Source organism: Rubripirellula lacrimiformis, assembly GCF_007741535.1.
Classification (GTDB): domain Bacteria; phylum Planctomycetota; class Planctomycetia; order Pirellulales; family Pirellulaceae; genus Rubripirellula; species Rubripirellula lacrimiformis.
This window is the reverse complement of the sequence record NZ_CP036525.1, coordinates 7,717,025-7,735,181: the sequence shown is the minus strand read 5'-3', so window position 1 is coordinate 7,735,181 and position 18,157 is coordinate 7,717,025. Positions and strand designations below refer to the sequence as shown.

Here is an 18,157-nt window from a genome sequence, read left to right as displayed (position 1 = left end):
TCGCCGCGAATTGGGTGAGTTTGATACGCTGCGTTTGTAGTACCTGCTTTAGCCGGATTTTGTTGGGTTCGGTGTTTCGTCCGCGTCCGCGGACGGCTAACGTTTGGATCACAGACTGCCTTTGGAGCCAGAAGCATGGAATCGAAAAACAACCCCTACGTCACGCCGAATCAGACGGTGGATGCCGATGCAGCATCGCGGCCAGGTTCGGTTCTGGCATTCGTGAGGAAGGTGTTCTTCACTTGCGTTTGGACCCTGCTGTTTTTCTTTGGCAGTGCAATGTTCCTGGGATTTGCTTCGGGCATCTTCTTCGTGACGATGGGTTCCGCGGCAAGTGGGGCATCGCCGCAAACGATGGAGTGGATCGGTTTTGCGTGGGCAGTCGTTCCGATGGTTCTCGGATTGGTGGGTATCCTTCTGGGCATCCTCGGCTATTTGCCAGGAACAAGATGGAAGACGCGAACCCGAATATCGGAAAATCAATCAGCGGGGAGCCTCGTCGAAACGACGCTCTGAAACGATTCACCGACGACCACTTTGGGTTTGCCGGCCCGTACGTCTACTCCTTGGATCCGCCCTTGCCTTGCTTGCCGATGATCGCGTTCCGATTTTGCTTGAAGCCTGCTGCATCGCGTTTTGCGATCAGTTGCGCTCGCAGCATGTTTACCACCGAGGCGTACTGCGGATCCTTTGCCAGGTTTGTGAATTCGCCCGGGTCCTGTTTCAGGTCGTACAGTTCCAAACCTTTCTCGCCAAAGCCCCACTGAGTGAAACGCCAGTCGGCTGTGCGAATGGATTCACCGCCGCTGCGGCTGATCGTGAATGCCAGCTCTTTCATCCAGGAAGGGGATTCGGTGTCCAGTAGCAGTGGTTTCAAACTGGTTCCCTGGATGGCGTCGGGAGCAGGCAAATCGGCCAGGTCCGCCAGAGTCGGATAGAGGTCGACCAGTTCGGTGATCTTTGTCGTGCCGCGCCCGTGCTGATCTTTCAGCCACGGCACGCTGATGATCAACGGCACTCGCGTGGCCTCTTCGAACAGGTGTTGCTTTTGGAACTTGTGGTGATGCCCCAAAAGGTAGCCGTGATCACTGGTGAACACGACGATCGTATTCTCTGCCAAGCCCTTTTCTTCCAGTGCATCCAGGACGCGTCCGACCTGTGCGTCCATGTAAGAAACGCTGGCGTAGTAGGCCTGCAGCAGCCCTTTGTGCAGTTCCGGCGTCACCCCGTACGTGGTGCTGTTGCTTTTGTAGCCGCGGATGACGCCTGGCACGTCGTCCAGATCATTTTCCGGCACAACCGGTGCTTCCATTTCATCTCGGTTGTATTGGTCGAAATACTTTTTCGGCGCGACAAGAGGCACGTGCGGTCTCACGAATCCCACCGCCAGGAAGAACGGTTTGTCTTTGATCTGTTCAAGCATCTCGATGGCCCGATCTGCTGCCATTCCATCGGCGTGGTCGCTGTCTCCGCCGGATGCGATCACGCCGGCAAAGGTCTGCGACCCTTTGTCTTTGGGGGACCAGTTCGTCAGTTCGCCGGGAGCGTTTTGTTCCAGAGCTTGGATGTTGATCGCTTCGTCCCATGAGAAGGGATCATCGCTTTCCGCGGTTCCATCGATGATCTCGAACGGGATCCGCATGTGGTAGATCTTGCTGACTCGTCCCGCGTAATAGCCGTTGCTACGGAAAGTCTGCGACAGCGTCACCACCTCGGGCATGCTGCCTCGCAATGTGCCGTCGTTGGCCAGCGTCAGATTCGAATACGGATACAGGCCGGACATGATCGACGCACGCGACGCACCGCAAACGGGGTACTGACAGTGCATGTTCTCGAACTTCACACCGCGCTGAGCGAGCCGGTCGAGGTTCGGCGTTTTGCACTGTTTGTGCCCAAAACCACTCAGGGCAGTATTCAGGTCATCGGCGATCAGGAACAGCACGTTCGGCTTCTCGGCGTGTGCCGTTGGCTGCGGGATCCACGCCGCTACGACGAGTGCCAAAGCTATCAGACAAGTCGTTTTCATCGTTCGTTTCTTCTTTTATCGTTTTCGATAGTTAGTAGCAGCACCCAATCCTGATTTGGTGCTGATGGTGCAGTGGGAAGCGGAATCCAATTTCCCGCGTGCAGGATCGCAGTGGTTCCTTCAAACTGACCGGTTCTGGGGTTGTACCACCTTGCTTGAAACTTCCCGTCATCGCTGCTCAAGTCGAGTTGCCCTGTCTTCGATGCGGTTGGATAGTAGATCGCGTAGACGTGACCTGGTTTGCAGAAGACCTGAGCGTTCAATGGAAACGATTTTCCTGCACCCAGCCCGACCTTCAGAGTCGATTCGCCTTCGACCAATTCATCGGCCGGTGACATCTCCCAGAATGGCAGGTGTTCTTCCATGAAGGTTCGTGCGATCGCCACACTGTTCCATAGTGCTTGACGATTGGCTGTCTTGAACGACTCGGTCTTCAGCAGGTCCTCCAGGATGAATTCGATCTGTCCTCCCGATAACAAGGTTGGCCAAAGCTTCTGTCGGCGATGCAACTCGGGACGATCGAACGGTCTCCATGATGCATCCTGTCCAACGTCTAGCGTGAACTCATCCATCGATATCGGCAATGGACGACCAGCGGCGGCGGTTGCCGTTCGGAAATCTTCGACCAGAGTATCGATCCGACGTTGATTCAGTTGAATCGATGTCATTGAAAAACGTGGGTCGCCGAATGTGAACTCGAGCTCCTTCAATGGATCGTGCGCGGAGTGGACGGTGATGGGATGATCGTAGGGATCAACCGCACCGACATAGTCGGCAAACGAACGAACTCGTTCGGGCCCGAGGTCGAAACCAAGATTGTATTCCTCACACAGATTCCAGCTCAACGCATTGTGGTGACCGAATCGAGCGACCATTTCGCGATAGTAAAGCTTTCGTTCGATACCAAGTTCACCGTCATCGAGCTCTTTCTTGTTGGCCTCCTCCGCTTCATTGAATACAAAGTGCAAATGGATCCCTTTTCGCTGTGCGTGCGCAAAGACGGTTTCCCATTGCCGTAGCTTGCTGAGATCGAAGTGGCGGTTGTCGTCCGTTGGGCTGCCTTTGCGTGCTGGCTTTCCCGACCACGGCCACACGTCGCCGCCATCGCCACCGATGTTCATCGTCAGAAAGTACAGGCTGTTGACCTGCTGGTCGGCAAGGCTGTTGATCGCACCGATGATGGCCTTCCCGCTGCCGCCATTCCAGTCTGGATCGCCGTCTTGCCAATCCGAAGCATGATCGGCGTAACGGTGGCTTGCGGGCGTGTTGTCAAACCCTGCATAGGCAAGGAAGTTCTCTGGACTGTCCACGCCGCCGCGAATCCAATACGGGCCGTCCCGGAACTTTAGGTAGTGACCACCGACGTATTCCAATCGGCCCCACTTTGAAAATCCGGATGCCGAATCATCCCGCGGCTGCACGGTCAACGTTCCGCTAGCATGCTTTAGGTTCGCGGCCTGACCCGGGGCGTCCATCAACGAGACGGCGACATCGGGTCCGCTTCTTAGCGAGGCTTGGTAGTTCCATACGCCTTGTTCATCCGGAGTGAATTTGACGGTCCACTGGTTCCCCGATTTGCCTCCGTTTCCATCGCCGTCGAAGTAGCCGGGTACCTCATAGGTTTGTCCCGATGGCCCAACGAACTGAACCTGCAGTCGATAGTCGAGAAACGGGTTGGGGGAATCGTCGGTTTCCGATGCCCTGGGACCATCGAAAGAGATGGACAACGGTTGCCACACGGCAAATTTGTCTTGCCCCACTTCCTGAACTTCCGCCTGCTGCCAGGTCGTCACCAGTCGAGATTCGTTGCCCGACTCGTTGAATCGCTGATCTCCTATGCGAGTGATGACAATCCGATCCAGACTGAAACGCTGTGCCCGTCCGGATACAACCAGTCGGTATTGCTTGCCCGCCTGAAACCTGTATCGCACTGTTTTGATCATGTCGTGGTCACCGACAACCTTGCTGGACCAGTTTTTCCAGTTCAAGTCGGCCGCATTCCCCCAGAACTTCGTGTCCTTTTGCAGCCATTCCAACGGCAGTGTCGGGTCCGCGGATACGTAATCTCCCTCGACACGAACGTAACAGTCATTGCACATGTCACTACGTGCGGTGACTCCATCGTCGGCCGTCAATCGTTTGTGGGACCGGATCGAGATCCAATAGTCACCCGGCGTGTTGATTTGAAAGTCGTAGTTCAGCGGTGAATCGGGAGCACCCACGCCGGGGTTGTTGCCCATGAATTCCAGGTAGCCGCTGCCGGTGAATGGATCCAGCGTCGTACGCTTTTTCCAATTGCCCAGCGGCGACTGTGTACTTTCCATTTCGATGATGACTGTTCCGTCAACCTCGTCAAATATCTTGTCACCTGCCGTGGGTGGCAGTGCGAAGTCTTTCAGTAACTGTGGCGGTCCGCTGAGCGATTCGTCATCGCCGACTTCTTCCATTCGCTTGGTAACCATCGCTCGCAATTCGGCTAGCTTCGCTGCATGGTCAGGCGATCCCGCAAGGTTGTTCTGTTCGTACGGGTCCTGTTCAATTTGATAAAGCTCTTCGGCAGGACTGCTGTGATAGTCATGCAGGAACGCGGCCGCCTCGGGGTCCGTCTTTGCTGCCTCGATGTACGATTGCCAGTGGTGGCCGGCGTGCGCCCAGTGCTTGGGGTCACGCGGGGATTCCTTGGCCCACACGTCGGTGTGGGTGGTGTAGGCGAATTCCGGGTGCAGGTTGCGGATGTATTTCCATTTGCCCACCCGGACGCTGCGAATCGGGTAGACGTTCTTTTCGTTGTCGCCTTTGTGCGTTGCGAAGATCACGTCGCGATGTTTGTCGGTTTCGCCAAACAACACCTTGGCGAACGACCGTCCGTCGATGCCAGGGGGCGATGTTCCCCCGGCCAAGTCGATCAGTGTCGGCATCAGATCAATCCAACTGACCATCGCATCGGTCGACGAACTGGGCTGGATCTTGCCGGGCCAAACCGCAATCAAAGGGGTGCGGATTCCGGTTTCGTAGAGAGACCATTTCGCGAACGGCCACGGCATCCCATGGTCCGAGGTGTAAACGACCAGGGTGTTATCCACGTCCAGGTGTTGGGCGATCAGTTGTCGAGTTTGGCCGACGCGGCGGTCGATATCTTCGGCTCCTTCGACGTATCGTGTCATTTCCACCCTGGCTTCGGGCGTGTCGAAGATCTTGGGCGGAATGACGACGTCTTCGGGAGCGATTCTGGCCTCCTCTTTGGGCGGCCACGCGGTGTGCGTGTCTGTCCAGCCAAGGAATAGGGCCAGCGGTGCAGCGTCTTCAGGGCGTTGCTGCAGAAACGTTTCCACCTGATCCAGCGTCATCGTTTGTTGCAAACCGCCGCCGCCGAGAATCTTGACACCGTCGGGCACGTATTGGCCGAAGTGCTTCCTGCCGGCGTGCCCAACCTTGCCATGGAAGACGACTTCGTACCCTTGTTCCAACAGTGTCGGTAACAGCGAAACGACACCGGGTTTGAGATCGATCTCGTGGTTACCAACGACGCCGTTGCTGTAGGGCATTCGACCCGTGAAAAGTGCCGCGCGACTGGGCGCACAGGCTGGCGATGCGACATAGGCGTTGTCGAATCGAATCCCCTCTTCCGCCATTTGTTGAAGGTTGGGCGTTTGGAACTCGCTGGATCCATACACCGACGAATGATGCACGCCGTGATCATCGGCGATGGTGATCACAAAGTTCGGCTTCGCGGCCAAGGATGTCGACCCGCACAGCAGCACCATGGCGAGGGCGATGGATGGCACAGGACATTGTGCAGCAAGCTTCCACGGAAAGCAGGTGCGAGAGCGGGTATTCATAAAGAGATCCAACCTGATAGCTAGACGTAGGTTCGAGGGAGCGGTTTTCAGGGGTAGGCAGGCGAAGAGACGCTTCCAATGCGACTGCCCCCGCTATTGCGTTAGAGTCACGGTTTTCCCGTGGGCGGGTTTCAGTTCGATGGACTTGATCGACGTGGTGCCGGCGGGAAGGTGGACGCGGACGTGAATGATTGGCGAATCACCGGGCAGACTGGTTTGGATCGTTTGCCACTGGCCCGATTTCTCGACGCCAACATTGATTCGCTTGGCCGCGACGAAACCCTTGTCGGCTGAGTTTCGCCAGCAGAGGCCGATCGCACCGGACGTTGCCGTTTTGACAACCATGTTGACGGAAACCGGGCCGGCCAAACGCAAACCATTTCGAGTGATGAACGGTGTTTGCTTCGTGCCCAGCGTTTGCGGGGCGATCTGCAAACCCTCGCTAGTGACATCCATTTTGCCGTTGCGGACGATCCATGCAGACGCTGACTTCTTGGATCCGGATTGGGAACTTGCCGAATCGGTTTTCGGGATGAATTTTTCAGGCAGCGGTGTCGCCGGTTTGCCGTCGAGATAGAAATCGAAGTAGTCAGTGGCCGCTTTGGACATCTCGCCGTTGGCCAGGCCGGGCGGATCGAGCTGGCTGGCCCAACCCGATAGCTTTTCGCGTAAACGATCGGCAATCTCTGGGTGATCACCCGCGAGGTCGTGTTGCTCTTCGAGATCATTCTTTAGGTTGTACAAATACTCGCGGTCACCGCCGCGAAGCAGCTTCCAATCGCCTTCGCGAATGGCCGATTGGGCAACCCAACGCCAGGCGAGAAATACACGCGGTGGTTCGTTCGTTTTCCCGGTGAGATACGGAATCAAGTTGACGCCGTCGAAGTCCCCCGGTTTCGATTCGATTTTCGCTAAATCCGCAGCCGTTGCCGCCACGTCCAGAGCGCTGACCGGGTGATCGAACACTTGCCCGGCGGGAATCGTTCCGGGCCAAGCGATCACAAACGGGACGTGCATGCCGCCTTCGGAGAGCATCCCTTTTTCACCGTTGAGCGGGTCGTTCAAAGAACCGTCCCAACCAGGACCTCCACCGGGAGCATCACGCTTGTGAATCTTCAGTGGTGCGCCGTTGTCGCCGATGTAGAAGATCAGTGTCTTTTCGGTCAGATTGTTTTCGGCCAGCGTCTCGGTAATCCGTCCGACACCATCGTCCACTGCGGACAGCATTGCCAATGCTTGCCGACGTCGCTCGGGCATCTTGCCCGGGAATCGATTCAGGTACTTTGGCGGCGCGTCCAACGGGACGTGGGGGGCACGGTACGCGACATACAGAAAGAAGGGATCGTCCTTGTATCGTTCGATCAGCGAGGCCGCAGCTCGGCTGCATCCATCGACGTGATACATCTGGGGATGCAAGTTCGACATCTCGCGATCGCTGCCATCAAGACCGATGTTGGCGGCAAAGGGGGCGGCGGAGTTTTGGTTGAACACGTGCTTGAATCCGTGCTCGGTGATCTTGGGCCCTGGGCCAAGGTGCCATTTGCCGAACTGCGCGGTCACGTACCCCGCATCCTGCAGACGTTCGGCAATCGTCAACTCGCGATCGAATCCCTGCAACGTTTTTCCGTTGGCTTCGACGCCGAACTTCGATTGGAACTTTCCGATCATCAATCCGGCTCGCGACGGCACGCACTGCGGCGCCGTGCTGTAGCCATGCCGGGCCAGCACACCAATCCTTGCCAATGCATCCACATTGGGCGTCTTGATGTCGTCAAGAACTCCTTGGCACGACAGATCCGCGTGGCCGTGATCATCCGTGTAGAACACGATGATGTTGGGTCGAGAATCTGCCGCGTTGGCAAGCGTCGCTGAGAGCCAAACCAGAGGGATGCAGAAGGTGATGAATCGGTTCACGTGGCAGCCTGTTGGTGTGAGTGATCTGACATCGCTGGAAGCCTATCCTACGTTGGGATGCGTTTTGCAAAGATTCCGATGGGTCAATCGTTCGGGATACCGTGGATTGTCCAGTAGACGTCTTCGTTGAAGGGATTGCCGCTTGAGTCCTGCACTTCCATATGCAAGTGCAATTGATCGACGGGACGCAAATTGGGTGTCCACAATGACAGCGTTTTGCCATCCTCGCTGATGGAAACCGATTCGATCGGCAGGTCTTGTTTTCCAACTTCACCCGTTTCGGGATGATAGAAGTCGGAACCGTAATTCTCGGTCCACTTGTAGTTCCATTGCTCGGCCACGTACGCAGATGCGCCAGTCGATGCAGCGTGATTCAGTGGGAAGTTGAATCGGAGTCGAAGTTCGCCGGGATGTACTTCGCAGTGCGTGATCATGCGAATGGGCTTGCCGGTGTGGCGAACGCGATAGATGCCGCCATCGGCAAGGTCGCCACGTCCGTTGTCGTTCCATCCATTCAGCCCCGTCACATACAGTTGTCCATCGACGGGGTTGACGCGTCCTCGCATGATGCCGGTACCAAAGTCGTGCGGGAACCGAACCAGGGCGGCTTGCGCCAAACCGTCCACTTCCTGCGTCATCAGATAGAACAAATGCCCCTGGCCAAAACTGGTGTGCAGCAATCGACCCGCCAATGGACCAAACCGCTGGTCTTCCACGAAGACTTGGCCGCCCGATGAATTGTCGACCTCCTGCGGCATCCAGATCAGCGGCGGGTCGAAGGTCTTTGGCGGAACCACTTTTCGGTGATCGATCTTTCCACCGTCCGGCGCCCATGCACCGCCACCTTTGTTCTGCACGTAACCATAAAAGCCACCCCGTTTGACGAGATTGATCTTCGACGCTGGCATCCACGTGCCCTGGTTGTCGCTGACCGTCAGCCGACCATCGGGCAGAATTCCCATTCCATTGGGCGTTCGCAGTCCGGTGCAGATCACCTCGCGGCTTTTTCCATCGGCGGAAACCTTGACGATCGCCCCTGGCAATTTGTAATCCGTGTACTGACCGCTTTTGGCGTAGTAGAAGTTGCCTTCCGCGTCCGTCTGCAGATCGAAGTTGAACGAATGGAAGAACGTCGAAACGTCGGTGTCGGCGCTGAAACTTTCATAGAAGTCCGCCTCGCCATCCTGGTTGGTGTCGTGCAGTCGCGTCAGTCGGTCTCGGCAATTCACGTAAACCAGCCCGTCGACCACTTTGATTCCAAAGGGTTCGAACATGCCGCCCGCGAACCGTTTCCAACGCACATTCAGCAAGTCGTCGTCGATGCCGGACACGATCCACACGTCACCGCCGACCGTTGCCACCGCCATTCGGCCATCGGGAAAGAAATCGATCGCTGACGTGCGGAACCATGTATTCCAGGGTGTCGACTGCGGGATCGAAATGGTGTCGACTTCGTAAGCACCGGATTGAAAACCACGGTAGCCGATCGTTTCAAAGACTTCTGGCCAGCGCAGGTCGCCACCTTCGGTCATCGCGGCGGGATCGATCGCCGAGAGTGCTGGATCCTTTGCGTCGGCAGCAGCATCCCCGAATCGAACGATGTCGATCACGCGTGTTGTTTCACCTGCGGGAATCTTCACGACCCATCGTTGCTGGTCATCCAAAGAAAGCGTCACTTCATCAACGTCGCCCCGCAAAATGGGACGGACGCGACCAGGGCCCGATTTTCCGACTGCCAGCAGCAAGCCCTTCCCGCCCTGAATTGTCAGCGTGTGTCGGATTGCCGTTTGATTCGGTATCGCGGATGGCACTTCAAGAATCTGGCGGCCATCGATGGAGTAATTCAATACGATTTGATCGCCGCAGAGAAAGTGGCCGTGGTAGTCCAGCCAACCCTGTGGCAGCGGACCACGCGGCAACAGATCCGTTTTCGGATAGTCCAGCGATCCATCGTGTCCCCATTGCCAAAGATCCAACGCCGCGATCATCTCGCCTCGCGGTTCGGGATACCCTTCACCTCGGCCGCGTTTGTGTTGAGTTTGATCCACATCCAGAAAGCCGCCCGACCAAATCGCGGCTTGGTCCATCGTATGCAAATCGTAGGCGATGGAGATGTTGTCCAACTTGATCGTCAGCGCACTGTTGACGTCGCGGCCTAGTTGCGATGCCAGCGCCGGGCCGTAATCGCGATCGGGATCAAGCTTGAAATCGCCCATGTCCGTACCCTTGGGCAGCGAACTGAGGTATTTCGGTGTGATCGGAAAGTAGTCCGGGTTGGAGTCCTTCATGAACTGCTGGCGAATGTAGGCCACGACTTCGTAGCGTTCTCGCGGCGACAGAGCCGAAGCGGCAGCCATCAATCCGTTGCCATGGGAAAGCGTCTTGAACATGCTGTGCGGGTCGGCCCCGAATTTCAGTTTCTGGGTACCGAACGCTCGCGCGGTCGCCAAGGATGGCGTGTTTCCATCTTTGCCGTGACACTGATAGCACGTCGATTCGTAAATCTGTTTGCCGCGTTTCAGCTTTCCATTTTCCGCCCGCCGAATGATCTGTGCATGATTCAGGTTGATGGTGTCGTCTTTGGGGATCAATTGCTCGGCTGTTGGCTTCAATTCGTCGGCTCGGTCACGACCACCTTCGTGAATCGCAATCAGGTAGCTGACCAAATCGAGGAACTGACGCGGAGACTTCAGCGTTGCCACCAAGCCCTCGGGCATCATCGACACGTTGGAACGACTGCGGGCGTCGATGTCATCTTTCGCGACCGAGATAGTCGCCTGCAGATTTGCGGCGTCGCGGAGCACAATGTTGTCGTCGTCTTCCGATACCATCATCCCTGATCGAACTTCACCATCGACTGTCAGCAAAAGCACGACTTGGTAGCCTTCGCGAATCGACTTGGACGGATAAAGCAGCGATTCGATCAGCTCGACGTCGGTCATCTTGTCTCCCAATCGTGTCAGGTCAGGTCCAAGCGGCGACTGCCCCTGGCCCGTCGCATGACACTTCGCACATGCGGCTGCGGAGGCATGGAAGACGATTGCCCCGCGTTGCGGATCGCCACGCAGCCGAGCTTCTTGTGCGATCCGGTTTGCGTCGACCGATTCAAAGGTTTCCTGCAAGGTCGCGGTTTGTGCGAATGCCGGTGAAGTCACCAACGCAAAAATCAGGCAGGTCAAACAGAAAAGCGGGCGGGACATTCGTGATCCAGATGAAGGGATGAAAGACGATATGGGATAGGGACGGGATAAAAGTGGGGTTGGCTTCCGGCCAGTCGCTGCGATCGATTGGAAACGATGAAAGCCTAGTCGAAGTGGATGGTGCGAAGTTTCGATGGAATCGGGGCCCAGGCCGAATGGGGCCGACTTTCCGCGACGTTCAACGCACTGGACTTGCATGTCCATCAGCCATCGGAGATGGCTTTGACGGCGATGCCGTACATCGCCTTGTTTCCTTGGTCACCATCGGTTTGTGGTGGACCGAGTTCCACTTGGCCAGCGGCATCGACACGCTTCTTCCAGACCGAGTACTGAACGTAGATGTCACCCTCGCGGTTTGGCTTGATGCCCTGAGCCAATGGGCTGACTGGACGCCAAGGTCCGCTGCGAAGCGTCAAGCTGGTTTCTTGGAAACCGTTCTTTAGCCAAACAGATGGATTCCTGCGCAGGTCATGCATGACGTAAACGTCTGCGGGGCCGGCAAGCTGCAACGAAATGGTCAGCGACTGTTCTTGCCGATCGATATGGAACGGGCATACGACGTCCGCGCCGAGCAACTCGGAAGGAAACTCTTCGCCTTCGGCGGCTCGCCAAACGATGTCGGGGCGCGGAGTGGAAGCATGCGTCGTGTAGGCGATGGTTCCTTCACGCATTCCGCCGGCAATGATTCCGTAGAAACGGTGAAACCCATCGGTCACCGCATTGTCGGTAATGTCTGACACAATCGAAGAGGCGTTGCTTGCGGAAAAGCCGAATCGTCCCTGTGACAACCAGACGGCGGAAAGTCGACGCGGTCGGCGACCTTTGCCGAGCCGGACGCCTTCACCTTCGTAGACTCGTAGCGAACGGGCTGTGTTGGCCGAACCACCCGATTCGACTTTCACTTCGCCATCAAAGACCGCGACGCTCGCTTCGTCGTCAGAAACATCGACGCCAAAGCGAGTGCCAAGATCGATGATCTGGCCATGGTCGGTCAGGATCATAAAGCCTTGGCCCGATTCGCCAACATCCGCATTCAGCCGTCCGCGTGCCAACTGCAACCGCATCGACGACTGAAGTGTTCCGTCCAGCGGAGCGAACAAGTCGAGGACAACGCCGCTGTCCAATCGAACCTGCATTGTTCCCGCTTCCAGCCGGATTCGATTCAGATGGATCCGATCGCCAACACGGACATCCTGATCGAAATCAGCCAACCTGGCCGCGTCGAGTGACGTGACTTCCGCAGTGACCGACGCCATCGGAATATCGGATTCGGTGGTTGGTAGGAACCAGGCCGTTCCCGCGATCAGAAGCATGACCGCGGCGATCCCCACGATGACGCCAAAGTATCGCCAAGTGGGTCGCCGATTGGGTCGCCGAGTGGGGGCGACGGTTTCGTTGGACGCCGACGGATCGCAGTTCATCGCATCGAATTCCGCATCCGAAAGAGCGGCACGGTCGGATATCGCTGAATCCAGATTCATGTACTCCATGAAGTCACGTCGGAATTCTGCATCGCTGCGAAGTGTTCGTTCAAGCTTGCGGAAGTCATCGGCGTCAATGACTCCGGCTGCGTAGTCGGCAATCAGCGCTTGCTGGTCTGGCGAGCTATTCATGACAGCCCTCCGATTGAAGAGTCCGCCGCGTGCATTCCAATAGTTGCAGACGGATTCGGTGCAACCATTGATAGAACGCGCCGACCGTTCGACCGCTCTGCTTCGCAACACGCTGGATCTCGGCTTGCGGCGCATAAGCCGCTAGCACCAGTCCTCGCTGCGGTTGCGGTAGCTTTTCAAGGCATTCGTCCAACGCATGACGCTGAGCCTGCAGCCAAGCTTCACACCGGGTGGACTCATCGGCCACCAAGTCAAGGACATCTTCGGAAAGCACATGTCGGTCACGACACTTGTCACGTAGCCATGCGAGCGATTCATATCGAGCGACGCCAAACGCCCACCTGCGAAAGCTTTTGCGATCGTCCAGTTCGTGAAATTTCCGCCACAGGACAAGTGCGATCCCCTGCATCACGTCTTCGGTGTCCTGCCGCGTCGGCACCAGTCGGCGCACGAAGGCACGAATTGCCGCTTCATTCGCCGTGAACAGCGTCAGGAATATCTCATGTTGGTCCGCAGTTTCTTCGTCCATGCCAATTACACTCCACCAATCGAATCGGTTTTACGAAGAAAACTCGAGAAATTTTCGGCTCTTCCCCCCCCACCCCCCCCCAAAAAAAAAGGGGGGGGGGGTGCGTCGCGCGTCTTCGGCCCCGTAGATCGCTCTGATCCTAGTCCGTTGCTGAAAAGCGGTCGCTGGATTGAGCGGGCATGATCAATGGGGCTAAGCAAGGCTAGCGCCTGCGAGCCGAGAGGCAGCCTGCTGGGGAAGGTTGACCTGCGCTAAAGAACGGTTCGTTGAACCAACGGTTCTTGCAGCAGCGATTCAGGATTGGGAACTGAAATCAGCAAGCAGACTACGGTCATCGCCGATAATGCTTCGTTTGACACATTCAGTGCCGGTGAGAATGCACCGATCGGGGGAGCGGTGGCGACCATCGGTGGGTCGAGCGTGGGGCAAAGAGAGGGAACTGCTGTCTGCCCTTTGCCGGGCCGGGTTTGGTGACCGGTAGAATGATCCGCAAGCACGACGGGGATCGGCGGCGGATGAAGCGAGCGAGCCGCCCGAGTGGGGCTGCTGGGCACCGGGGAAGGGATCTGTGCCGCTCCGGTTTTGAGCCGCGATGCGGCCGGCTGCGTGTTCGCTAACTAGCTGGCGCTGGTTCCGCTCGATTGCTGAGGGACCACCTTGTCGTCGGTGTAGAAGCGAAACTTTTTGTTATCGCCGCTGGACGCGAAAGTGCGATCAACTTTGGTATACGTTTCACCTTCGCTGGTAAAACTGTCACCGACCTCGAGTGTGCCGAATTCGCTGATTATTTGGGTATTCATGATTGTGTATTCTGTTGGAGAGTGGGGACTAGGACTTGATGCAAATGCCGTTCCAAAATCTGCCTTGGAACGGCAAATCTGAACTGTCCGAACGAATCCCATTCGGGACTGTTCCGAGCCACGTGAGTGGTTTCGCAAACGGTGCGGTGATCCGGTCGCGTTCAAGGCGAGCCGGCGGACCGAGTGAGCAGTAGTGGGCAACTGTGCGCAGAGGTGGGCAGGATTGGCTGATTGCCCTCGTTCGGCGACGAGACGTGCTGTTGGCTTCGATATGATTCACCCATTCAACGGGCGCTCGATATGTCTTGGCGGGGGCGTCTTGTTGGAGTCGTCGATTCAGCGGTTCGGTCGATGCGAACTTGACGCTGGGGGGGGAATGGGGTTGGATTCGGATTTTGGATTTTGAAGCTGGCACACGGGTTTGGCGTGGTGGTGTCAACGCAAGTTGACGGTAGTGTTCGCTTGGCAAGCGAGTGCCGTCGGAGTTTTCGCTTTGCAAGCCTGCGTCGGTTTGGCTTGTTTTCGGTATCTGGCGAGGCTAGGTTGGGAAGTCATCCATGAAATTCACCCTGCCCTGCACGACCCACCTAGCAACCCGACCGGCAGCCGCAAACGGCTAGACCGATTCGTCGCGATTTCGCATCTGTGCAATATCCCAAGCGGCTCATGAACAAACTACTCGCGTTCTTGTTTTCGGTTGTCGTCACTGTTTCGATCCGAGCCGCTGACGTTCCCGATGTTGCGGTGGTCGGCCAAGGCGCGCTGGTTTCTTCGCAGCAGATCTTTGACCTTGCGGACAAGCCCACGAAAGAAAGTCACGCGTCCACGATCGCCGAGACACCTACTGGGTTGGTTGCCGCTTGGTTCGCGGGCACTCGAGAGCGTGATCCCGACGTGGGCATTCGCGTCTCGCGTCTGGAAGACGGCACGTGGACGGATCCGGTCGAGGTTGTTAACGGGGTTCAGTCGTCGACGCTTCGCTATCCGGCTTGGAACCCGGTGCTGTTTCAACCTGCCAAGGGCCCGCTGATGCTCTTCTATAAAGTCGGTCCGCACCCGCGGAAGTGGTGGGGCATGCTGACGACTTCGGATGACGGCGGCAAGACTTGGTCCTGGCCTACCAAGCTTGGCGAAGCCCACACGATCGGGCACTTGATCGGACCGGTCAAGAATAAGCCCATTCAACTTGCCGATGGCACCATCCTTTGCCCATCCAGTACCGAGATCGATTACCCGGACGGATCTTCCCATTGGCGGGTGCACTTCGAAGTCACCAAGGATCTGGGCAAGACGTGGGAAGTCATCGGGCCGATTCAGACCGGCGAAAACTTTCATGCGATTCAACCAAGTCTGTTGACCTACCCCGACAACCGAATGCAGATCCTATGTCGCAGCCAAGAAAAATGCATCGTCCAAAGCTGGTCCAAGGATGGCGGGAAAACGTGGGGCGCGCTGACCGCCACCGAGCTGCCCAATCCTAATTCCGGCACCGATGCGGTGACCCTGAAAGATGGGCGTCAGGTGTTGATCTACAACCATAGCGACGGCGCTGGGCAGCCGAAGAACGGCCCCGTTCTGAAGCCTCGCCGGATTCTGAATTTGGCGATTTCGTCGGACGGCAAAACATGGAAACCCGTTCTGACGCTCGAAAATGAAACGGGCCCCCATCCCACCGACGTGAACCGTCGGCGTCACTTTGGCGAGTATAGTTACCCGGCCATCATCCAAACCAAAGATGGGCTTCTGAATATCGTCTATACCTATAACCGGGAAGGCGTCAAACACGCGGTGGTGGATCCAAGCAAACTGTGATCCCGCCGCATTATCCCGCTCTCCCTCCCCTGCCCTCCTGCTAACTCCCTCCCCGCCCTCCCCTTCCATCCCGCCTTTGGGAATACGTCATGAAGAATTTGGCAACCTCCGACACCCCTAGCCGTTCACTATCCCGGCGCCAGCTTTTACGAAACGCTACCGCAGCTTCGGTGGCAGTCATCGGTTGCCCTGCGATCGTTCGCAGCGAGTCGCTGAATTCGAAATTGCAAGTTGCCTGTATAGGTGTCGGCGGCATGGGCCAGCGAACGATGGAGAGCGTCGCGTCCCACCCCAAGGTGCAGATTACTGCGCTGTGTGATGTTGATTCGAACTACTTGGCGGCTGCGTCGGCGAAGCATCGCGATGCGTCTGTGCACCAAGATTGGCGCGAGTTGTTGGCCGAACATGCTGACAAATTTGATGCCGTGACCATCGGCACGCCCGATCACATGCACGCCGCGCCGGCGGTCACCGCCATCCGTGCAAAGAAACATATGTACTTGCAAAAACCGATGGCCAGTACCTTGCACGAATGCCGTGTGATCACTCAGGAGGCGGCCGCGGCAGGTGTCGTCACTCAGTTAGGCAATCAAGGTCGTTCGAGTATCGAGAGTCGGCACACGGTCGAACTGATTCGCAGTGGCGTCATCGGCAAGATCAAGGAAGTGATCCTGTGGGAGAACAAGAAACTAGGTTGGTGGCCCAAGAATACCGACATCAGCGGTTCGGGTGACGCGGTCCCAGCAAGCTTGAATTGGGACCTCTGGTTGGGTGTGCAAACGCCTCGGCCCTATTTCGCCAACACCTATCATCCGCAGACATGGCGTGCCTGGTATGGGTTTGGTGTCGGCGAGATGGGCGACATGGGATGCCACCATTTTGACATCAGCTTTGACGCGTTGAAATTGACCGCGCCGCTGCGCGTGCGTCAGTTGTCACCGACCACGACCGGACCGTTGTGGGGGAAACAGAGGAAGGTGGAACTCGTGTTCCCCGGAAGCGATATCACCGCTGCCGATACCGTTAAGTTGACGTGGCATGACGGCGAGATGCGACCGGACGTCAGCCGAATCCCTCTGCCGTCGGGAGTCGATGTGTTGCCGGAATCGGGGACCTGTTGGATTGGCGAAACAGGAACAATTTTCAAGAACTATCGCCGCGGGATGCCGGTGGTGTTGCCCGAATCGAAGTTTCCCGCCGACAAGAACCAAAGCCAATTGGCCAAGCAAGATCACTACCATGATTGGGTGAATGCCGTCGTCGAAGGTCGCAAGGCATGTGGCGACTTTAGCCACGGAGGGCCGCTGACCGAGTCAGTCTTGGTCGGCGCGATGGCGGACCGAGTTGGCAACGATTGGCTTCACTGGGACCGCGATCGCCAAACATTCACCAACAGCCCAGAAGCCACGGCGTTGGTCTCGCGAACCTATCGCGATGGATGGAACGTTCCCGGACTCGGCTAACCGGCCGATTCGTCCACGCGGTTTTCCCAACGGCGGTTCAAGCAGTCGTCCGAACGATGGGGCCGAACTATGGGGCCGAACAACGGTCCCCGCGACGCCATCGACGCCTTGCGACCATCCCGATTCCGATCAGCAGTGCGGCTAGGCTAGATGGTTCGGGCACTGCGGTTGCACGGAGTCGGATGAAGTCGAAATCCACTTCAAGGTCTGCGGTTGGGAACGCGGCGTCGATCTGGTTTAGGTTCACGAGCCTGATTTGAAGTGCCTGGCCTAGCTGGGCATGGGAGGCCGTTGTCGCAAACGAAATGTTGCTTGTTTCAAAGTCGCCCTCGGCGATCAAGCCGTTCAGTGAATTGTTGTCCTGGGCAACCACAACGCCGCCTGCCAACAGATCGACGCGGTAGCCGGGAAAACCGCTCAGGTCGAAGGAGGTGCCCGAAGCGATGTTCCCGATTTCAACGTCCAGCGAATAGGCCGTGTTCGGCTGAAGCGTGGCGGCCAAGGTTTGCTGCATGCCGTATTCGCCCTGCCCACCGCTGCCGGCGAAGTTGAACGCAATGCCGACCCTTTGCCCATCGGCCGCGCCGGATGGGAAGAAGGGGGAATTGGCGGCCGGTGTCAGCGTGCCGACGAAATAGGTGTTGCCAGCGCCGCCGTTGGTGATTCCATTGGGATCGTAAAGGTCCCAACCGCCGAGCGGACCAAAGGTGAATCCATTGGTGAAGTTCTCGCCACGAATGTCTTCGAAGCTGGGGTTGATGACGGTGACCAGATCGGCATCGCTGGGGGACGCCAACGAGGCCATGATTGCGGGCACGGTCAACAAGAGTTGGAATAGACGCTTCATGTGGGGGACGCAGTGTTGTTAGGCTAGAAGGGACCAAAATTGCCGTCGCAAAAGGTCTCTCGCCAAAGGATCGCGATCGCGACAAAAATGTCGAATTTTGTCGTTCGCCTCGGG

At 57.2% G+C, this 18,157-nt stretch carries 11 protein-coding genes; 3 read left to right on the top strand and 8 right to left on the bottom strand.

Going from position 1 to position 18,157, the window contains the following annotated elements; all coding sequences use genetic code 11:
- Positions 1-177: 177 nt before the first annotated feature.
- Complete coding sequence (locus K227x_RS30910) at positions 178-516, top strand: hypothetical protein (protein WP_218933565.1); 339 nt, start codon at positions 178-180, stop codon at positions 514-516.
- A 43-nt stretch (positions 517-559) separates the two neighbouring features.
- Here K227x_RS30910 and K227x_RS26860 read toward each other — a convergent pair whose 3' ends face one another.
- From K227x_RS26860 to K227x_RS26830, 7 genes are all read right to left on the bottom strand, one after another.
- The gene (locus tag K227x_RS26860) at positions 560-2,026 is read right to left on the bottom strand and encodes a sulfatase (RefSeq protein ID WP_145175298.1); all 1,467 of its coding nucleotides are present in this window, start codon (positions 2,024-2,026) and stop codon (positions 560-562) included.
- Positions 2,023-5,865: a sulfatase-like hydrolase/transferase gene (locus K227x_RS26855; protein ID WP_145175295.1), complete on the bottom strand. Its 3,843-nt coding sequence runs from the start codon at positions 5,863-5,865 to the stop codon at positions 2,023-2,025. Before K227x_RS26855 ends, K227x_RS26860 begins: the two co-directional genes overlap by 4 nt.
- 93 nt (positions 5,866-5,958) lie before the next feature.
- The gene (locus K227x_RS26850; protein ID WP_246146320.1) at positions 5,959-7,779 is read right to left on the bottom strand and encodes a sulfatase family protein; all 1,821 of its coding nucleotides are present in this window, start codon (positions 7,777-7,779) and stop codon (positions 5,959-5,961) included.
- Between the two features lie 83 nt (positions 7,780-7,862).
- Entirely contained in the window at positions 7,863-10,979 is a 3,117-nt protein-coding gene (locus K227x_RS26845) for a DUF6797 domain-containing protein (RefSeq protein WP_145175292.1), read from the bottom strand.
- 203 nt (positions 10,980-11,182) lie between these two features.
- Entirely contained in the window at positions 11,183-12,592 is a 1,410-nt protein-coding gene (locus K227x_RS26840; protein WP_145175289.1) for a FecR family protein, read from the bottom strand.
- On the bottom strand, positions 12,585-13,121 hold the full coding sequence (locus K227x_RS26835) for a sigma-70 family RNA polymerase sigma factor (protein ID WP_145175285.1): 537 nt from the start codon (positions 13,119-13,121) through the stop codon (positions 12,585-12,587). The genes K227x_RS26840 and K227x_RS26835 overlap by 8 nt, the downstream gene beginning before the upstream one ends.
- Before the next feature lie 617 nt (positions 13,122-13,738).
- Positions 13,739-13,921: a hypothetical protein gene (locus K227x_RS26830; protein ID WP_145175281.1), complete on the bottom strand. Its 183-nt coding sequence runs from the start codon at positions 13,919-13,921 to the stop codon at positions 13,739-13,741.
- A gap of 666 nt (positions 13,922-14,587) precedes the next feature.
- Between K227x_RS26830 and K227x_RS26825 the strand changes: the two genes are divergently transcribed.
- Together K227x_RS26825 and K227x_RS26820 are read left to right on the top strand one after the other, a co-directional pair.
- Positions 14,588-15,733 carry a sialidase family protein gene (locus tag K227x_RS26825; protein ID WP_145175277.1) on the top strand — a complete coding sequence of 382 codons (1,146 nt, stop codon included), beginning with the start codon at positions 14,588-14,590 and terminating at the stop codon, positions 15,731-15,733.
- Between the two features lie 89 nt (positions 15,734-15,822).
- Positions 15,823-17,196 (top strand): Gfo/Idh/MocA family oxidoreductase, encoded by a 1,374-nt coding sequence (locus K227x_RS26820; RefSeq protein WP_145175274.1) that lies wholly within the window; start codon positions 15,823-15,825, stop codon positions 17,194-17,196.
- Between the two features lie 67 nt (positions 17,197-17,263).
- On the opposite strand, the gene K227x_RS26815 is transcribed toward K227x_RS26820, so the two are convergent.
- On the bottom strand, positions 17,264-18,043 hold the full coding sequence (locus tag K227x_RS26815; RefSeq protein ID WP_145175271.1) for a PEP-CTERM sorting domain-containing protein: 780 nt from the start codon (positions 18,041-18,043) through the stop codon (positions 17,264-17,266).
- Positions 18,044-18,157: the final 114 nt, after the last annotated feature.

Coding starts and splice junctions, on each gene's coding strand:
- K227x_RS26860 (WP_145175298.1), bottom strand. CDS start 2,026: ATGAAAACGACTTGTCTGATAGCTTTGGCACTCGTCGTAGCGGCGTGG.
- K227x_RS26855 (WP_145175295.1), bottom strand. CDS start 5,865: ATGAATACCCGCTCTCGCACCTGCTTTCCGTGGAAGCTTGCTGCACAA.
- K227x_RS26845 (WP_145175292.1), bottom strand. CDS start 10,979: ATGTCCCGCCCGCTTTTCTGTTTGACCTGCCTGATTTTTGCGTTGGTG.
- K227x_RS26840 (WP_145175289.1), bottom strand. CDS start 12,592: ATGAATAGCTCGCCAGACCAGCAAGCGCTGATTGCCGACTACGCAGCC.
- K227x_RS26835 (WP_145175285.1), bottom strand. CDS start 13,121: ATGGACGAAGAAACTGCGGACCAACATGAGATATTCCTGACGCTGTTC.
- K227x_RS26830 (WP_145175281.1), bottom strand. CDS start 13,921: ATGAATACCCAAATAATCAGCGAATTCGGCACACTCGAGGTCGGTGAC.
- K227x_RS26825 (WP_145175277.1), top strand. CDS start 14,588: ATGAACAAACTACTCGCGTTCTTGTTTTCGGTTGTCGTCACTGTTTCG.
- K227x_RS26820 (WP_145175274.1), top strand. CDS start 15,823: ATGAAGAATTTGGCAACCTCCGACACCCCTAGCCGTTCACTATCCCGG.
- K227x_RS26815 (WP_145175271.1), bottom strand. CDS start 18,043: ATGAAGCGTCTATTCCAACTCTTGTTGACCGTGCCCGCAATCATGGCC.